General features: G+C 48.3%; 5 protein-coding genes. 4 read left to right on the top strand and 1 reads right to left on the bottom strand.

The genetic code is table 11. The features are described 5' to 3' along the window. A partial coding sequence (gene acnA / locus BZJ17_RS16795; protein ID WP_131826825.1) for an aconitate hydratase AcnA occupies window positions 1–1370 on the top strand: 1370 nt, incomplete at its 5' end. 143 nt (window positions 1371–1513) lie between these two features. Further along, complete coding sequence (locus tag BZJ17_RS16790; RefSeq protein ID WP_077641497.1) at window positions 1514–3532, top strand: alkaline phosphatase family protein; 2019 nt, start codon at window positions 1514–1516, stop codon at window positions 3530–3532. Window positions 3533–3579: 47 nt separating this feature from the next. Here the strand turns inward: BZJ17_RS16790 and BZJ17_RS16785 are convergent, their stop codons facing one another. Next, window positions 3580–4629: a glycosyltransferase family 9 protein gene (locus BZJ17_RS16785; RefSeq protein WP_077641496.1), complete on the bottom strand. Its 1050-nt coding sequence runs from the start codon at window positions 4627–4629 to the stop codon at window positions 3580–3582. A 96-nt stretch (window positions 4630–4725) separates the two neighbouring features. On the opposite strand from BZJ17_RS16785, the gene BZJ17_RS16780 reads away from it, so the two are divergent. Both BZJ17_RS16780 and BZJ17_RS16775 read left to right on the top strand, forming a co-directional pair. After that, the gene (locus tag BZJ17_RS16780; RefSeq protein WP_077641495.1) at window positions 4726–5127 is read left to right on the top strand and encodes a diacylglycerol kinase; all 402 of its coding nucleotides are present in this window, start codon (window positions 4726–4728) and stop codon (window positions 5125–5127) included. Between the two features lie 73 nt (window positions 5128–5200). Next, window positions 5201–6157 (top strand): DUF3413 domain-containing protein (locus tag BZJ17_RS16775; protein ID WP_131826824.1); only part of this gene is annotated, 957 nt, incomplete at its 3' end.

Raw genomic sequence — 6157 nt, 5'->3', positions numbered from 1 at the left:
CTTCCTGCACCAACACCTCGAACCCTGCCGTGCTTGTGGCTGCGGGGCTAGTCGCCAAGAAAGCACGCGAGCTTGGCTTAAAAACAAAACCGTGGGTGAAAACCTCGCTTGCTCCCGGATCACAGGTTGTCCCTGCCTATTTAGAGAATGTAGGTTTACTCGAACCTCTGGCTGAGCTTGGCTTTAACATCGTCGGCTTTGGCTGTACTACCTGTATTGGTAACTCCGGGCCTCTACCAGAGCCTATCACTGAAGCCATTCGCGCTGGCGACTTATTGGTGACTAGCGTGCTGTCCGGCAACCGTAATTTTGAAGGCCGTATTCACCAAGATGTAAAAGCCAACTATTTAGCCTCGCCACCACTTGTCGTGGCCTACGCATTGGCGGGTAATATGAATGTCGATGTCCTTAAAGAGCCATTAGGACAGGATGAAAACGGCAAGCCTGTTTATCTCAGAGACATTTGGCCAACACCACAAGAAGTCGCGCAAACTATTCAGTCAGCGATGACTGACGGGCTATACCAAGACAAGTACGCCGATGTGTTTGCCGGCACAGACGCATGGCGTCAGCTGCCAGTGCCTGAAGATGAGATTTACTCGTGGCCTGACTCCACCTACGTTAAAAAGCCAACGTACTTTGACGGTATGACCATGGCACTGCCTGAGATGAAACCAATCAAAGGCGCGCGCTGTGTGGTGAAAGTCGGTGATTCGATCACGACCGACCATATTTCACCTGCGGGGGCGATAAAACCAGATAGCCCTGCGGGCGAGTATTTGAAATCTAAAGGCGTTGAGCCAAAAGATTTCAACAGCTACGGCTCACGCCGAGGCAACCACGAGGTGATGGTACGTGGCACCTTTGCCAACGTGCGCTTGAAAAACCAAATGGCGCCGGGCACCGAGGGCGGTATGACTACCTATTTGCCCACCAATGAACAAATGAGTATTTACGATGCTGCGCAACGGTACCAAGCAGACGGCACGCCATTAGTTGTACTTGCGGGTAAAGAGTATGGGACAGGGTCAAGCCGTGACTGGGCCGCCAAGGGTACCAACTTGCTGGGTATCAAAGCCGTCATTGCTGAAAGCTTCGAGCGTATTCACCGCTCTAACTTAGTGGGCTTCGGCGTGTTGCCACTGCAATTTAAAGAGGGTGATTCCGTTGAATCACTTGGATTGGATGGCACAGAAGTGTTCGACTTTGAGGAGATCAACGGCGAGCCCTCGAACCTCAAGGTGTGTGCAGTTCGGGATGATAAAACCATCGAGTTTGACGTCAACATTCGCATCGACACTGCAGTTGAGTGGGATTACTACCGCCATGGTGGCATTCTCCACTACGTGCTGCGCCAACTCGCCAGCTAGTACTCGTATCGCTACCACAAAGGCCCCGCGGGGCCTTTTTTGTTATCTACCCCACAGCTTAAAGGCTTCTTACGTAACCCAATCATGACAGCGGGCTAAACAGTGTTATAGTGCGCAAAAATCATAAATTATAAGTACAAGGTATGTATCAATATCGCTTTCGTTTTTTATTTATAATGAGTCTTCGCTATATATTGCCAGGGCTTGCCATTCTCACTCTTGGGCGGCTGGCATTATTGTGGTTTGTGAATACTGACATCGAACTGGACACACGCGTTCAAGATTTACTTAGGGCACTATGGGTTGGTTTCAGGTTTGATGCAAAAGTAGTGGCTATAGGCTTTTCTCCATTGATACTCGCTGGCTTATTAAGCCTCACCTCAGCACGTCTTTTCCAAAAAATAACAAATATCTCGAGCTGGTATGCCACTGTCATCTATGCCTTAATGATTTTAGCCTCTGCGATAAATGTTTACTACTTTTTAGCATACGGTAATCATCTTGATGTATTCCTATTTGGTTTGTTTGACGATGATAGTCAAGCAATCATGGATACGCTTTGGCAAAGCTACCCATTATTCTCAGGCGTTATGGCCACAATTATTATCGCATTTTTTCTCGGGCATACTTTTTGTGTAAAATACAACTCAAATGAACATTACCAATCACAGTCAATAAGAACACATATCATGTATTGCATGGCGATAGCAGCGTTTGTTGTTGCTTATTTTATCGTCGCTCGCGGTTCGATAGGATCACTACCACTTAAGCGCTATCATGCTAGTGTATCCGAGCTGCCATTACTGAATGCAACAGTGCCCAATGCTTTTATGGCCCTTGATTGGGCACACAGTGATTATCAAAAACAAGAGATCCTCTCCTCGATAGAAGAAAAAGAATTAAGAGAACAAATGTTTGCTGTGCTTGGCAAACCCACTCCCTTTGAAAAAACATTAAATAACGACTATTTAAAAAATAACCCGCCTCATGTCGTTATAACTTTGATGGAGGGAATGGGGATGAATATGTTGGTTGAGGATGATAAAGAGACTAATGACTTGTTGGGAAGACTACGCCCTTACTTCCATAAAGAGTTTGTTTTTACGCGTTTCTTAGCTGGTACTTCTGCCACCATTGATAGCATCGTCATGATGCTCTTTCACAGTGATGTCCCCACAATTAGCCATTCAACTTATAGTGCTAAGTCTCTGTCAGATAGTGCCGTAGAACCTTATAATCGTGCAGGATACCAAACCATTTTTATCTATGGTGGCAATGCAATGTGGAGAAATCTATCACGTTACCTTCCGTTGCAAGGCTTTGACCACGTTTATGACGAAAATACAATCATCGACACATTCCCCGAAGCGAAAAAAAGTGCCGGAACATGGGGGGTCGCAGATGAATATACTTTCAAGTTGGCTCAAGAAATTCTTGAAAAAGCATCCAAACCAACCTTTATCTATATAATGACGGTGACTAACCACTCTCCTTTTTATGTACCAGATAACTATCAAGCGAAACCAGTCGCTGCAAGCCCACGATTAAAAAGTCGAGTCCATGGTGAAACAGTTGAAGTAAGTACTATGTTAAAAGCCTACCAATATGCTAGCGATGCTTTAGGCGGTTTCATAGAGGCCATTGATGACTCAGCACTTTCTGAGCGCACTATTATTGCTGCAACAGGGGATCATCATTTACGGTTTTTATCAAAAGGTGCGCAGAATGAAATCGCACTCAATCATGCTGTCCCATTTTTTCTTAAAGTACCAAAACCAATTCTAACTCAAACACCTTATTATTACGATCCAACGCGTATCGGCTCACACCGCGATATTTTCCCTACGCTCTATCACTTTAGCTTATCAAACTCGCCGTACTCGAGTTTAGGCGGAGAAAACTTGCTGCAAAAACAGCCTGTCTCTAATTATGGCTACAATAACTCTGTAGTTATCAACTCGCAGGGGGTATATCGTCTCTCATCGCCTAAAAAGCTCTATCCTTGGCGTTCATTACTAACTAACGAACGCGAAGCTGTCACAAATTCAGAGCCAAACTGGGGTAGAAACTATCAAAAGCTTCAACATAACTTTCTAAGATTTAGGGTCAACGCCAACAGTGAAAAACATGCGTTGATACGTCCCACTACGACAAATAGGTAAAACAGAAGCGCGTAGGTGGCGCCTTATCATCAACCTACGCGCTAACCTCAGTGATATTGTTTCGCCATCATATTTTCAAACGCGTCGATCACCTGCTGTGTATCAATGGCAGCCATCACATGATCGCCTTTCACCCGCGTGCTCCATGCCAATTGCTCAACGGGCTTGCCATGTTGCTGTTCAGCAAAGGTTTCATAAACACTGACCACATCCGCGAGGTTGTTATAAGGGCCGGTCCGCTTCGGATTACTATGCCCGTAAAGACCTAAAACGGGCGTGCCTTGCGTGGTTGCCATGTGCGCGGGGCCGGAATCGGGGGCCAGCACCGCATCGGCGCGTGCGAGCACCGCAGCTAATTGCTTAAGGCTGGTTTGTCCCACTAAATTAACCAGTGGCGCGTTAGCAGCGCCAATAATGCGGGCGGCCAGCGTTTTTTCACGCGCTGCCGGTGAACCACAGAGTACCACCTGATAACCTTTATGGACCGCGTAGTCGGCAAATTGGGCGTAGCGCTCTGGCAGCCAGTTACGCTCATCTTTACTCGCGGCAGGACTGATCACGACAGTGGGCTTGTCACCCAGTTGCGCTTTGGCAAAGGCATGATCGTCTTCAGAAAGTGGTAGTTGCCACTGCGGCAGCGTAACCGGCACGCCCAAATATTGAGTGAAGGCGAAAAAGCTATCTAACACATGGCAAGATTGGGTATCAGGGATCCGTTTATTGGTAAACAGCCACTGTCCCTCTTTCGCTCGGTGGCGGTGAAATCCCACGCGATGGCGCGCACCGATCCCCACAGTCAATAAGCTCGCGCGCAAAGCAAGCTGCATATGCACTAACGCATCAAACCGGCGCCCTTTCAGCTGCCGCCAGACGTGACGCATGCCTGCTAAGCCCGCTTTTTTATCAAACACCACCAGCTCCACCCCATCAAGCCCAGCTAAAAGCTGTGCTTCAACTTTACCAACCACCCAAGTGATCTGCGTCTGAGGCCAATGGCGCTGCACGGCTTGAATCGCCGCGACCGCATGACAAACATCGCCAATCGCAGATAGGCGTAAAAAACACAGGGAGCGTGGGGCGTGGGTAAACAGAGGCATAACAAATTCCAATTAAGTTATCGCGCCGATTATGCAGTTGGCTCGGTAAAATGTAAAATGCCAGCCTATCGATCAAATTGTTACGAGAATGTATTTATGGGCGCTAATACATCCCCCTCAAAAAAGCCACGAGGGCTGATACGTATCATTAAAGCCACTGGCTATTCTTGGGCTGGATTAAAAGCGGCATATCACCATGAAGCCGCGATCCGTCAAGAAGTTGTATTATTGGCAACGGCGTTAGCCGCATTACTCTGGCTACAATTGCCGGTGATGGAATCTTTGATGATGTTCGGCGTTATTGTGTTAGTGATTATTGTCGAACTGCTTAACTCCGCCATTGAAGCCGTGGTCGACAGAGTGGGTGAAGAGCGTCATGAGCTCAGTGGCAGAGCAAAGGATATCGGCTCTGCGGCGGTGTTTGTCAGTTTGCTTTTAGCGGGTGTGGTCTGGCTTACCACATTATGGCATCACTTTGGCGCCCCACTTATTCAATGACACATGTCGCCATACAACCCGGCAACGCGTCCATTATGTTGCCGATTGATTAACTTAACTGTGATGAGAAATCATGTCTTTTAAATCGCGACTTCAAACACACAGCTGGTTCATCGCCATTAACGCCCTGGTGTTAATGGCAATAGCCAGCCGCTACTTTGCGTTTCTACCTAGCTTTCCCACTGAGCCACTTGGCATCACCTTTATCGTGGTCAGTACCTTTAGCCAGATGGCCTTACTTGCCGCCATTGTTGGCTTAGTAACACTCCCGCTGCTATTGCTGCCAACCAAGGTGCGCCAACCGTTGCTCGCCTTGATTGCCTCGGTGGGTGTGATCACGCTTTTCATCGATACCATCGTGTTTGCTCAGTACCGATTCCATATCAATGCCATGGTGCTGGATTTGATCCTCGCCGGGCAAATTGTCAGCTTCCCGTTGATCACTTGGCTGATGGTGACAGGTGGCGTGGTTGCCTGCCTCGCGGCACAATGGGCACTTCTGGCTGCGTTGTCACGGACACGGTTTTCTTCCCAGCACAAAGTCGGCAAAAAATTTGCGCTGCTCACGTTTCTGACCTTGCTCGCCACCCACGGGATTCATATTTGGGCCGCGGCCTACGCGTACCAACCCGTGACAACGGTGAAACGTTATTTGCCACTTTTCTATCCAGCCACCGCCAACAGCATGATGCGCAAAAACGGCTGGATTGATGAACAAGCTCTAGCGCGCCAAAAAGCCATGGATGTAGATCGCGAAGCCGACCTGAACTATCCCCTTTCGCCGCTGAGCACGACCGAGGTTGAGCAGCCGGTGAACATCATGTTTTTGGTGGTTGACTCATGGCGCGCGGATACCTTCAATGCTGACAACACGCCCAATCTTTGGGCTTTGGCAAAAAATGGTCGTACCTATTCACATCATCTTGCGACGGGGAACGCCACCCGTACCGGCATTTTTGGCCTGTTTTATGGCATGCCCGGCACCTATTGGCACAGCTTTCTTGCCAATCAGCAGTCACCGGTATTGATG

Origin of the sequence: Salinivibrio sp. IB574, assembly GCF_001996205.1 — a bacterium.
Classification (GTDB): Bacteria; Pseudomonadota; Gammaproteobacteria; order Enterobacterales; family Vibrionaceae; genus Salinivibrio; species Salinivibrio proteolyticus.
The sequence above is the reverse complement of the archived record's forward strand: the minus strand, read 5'-3'. Positions and strand labels throughout refer to the sequence as shown.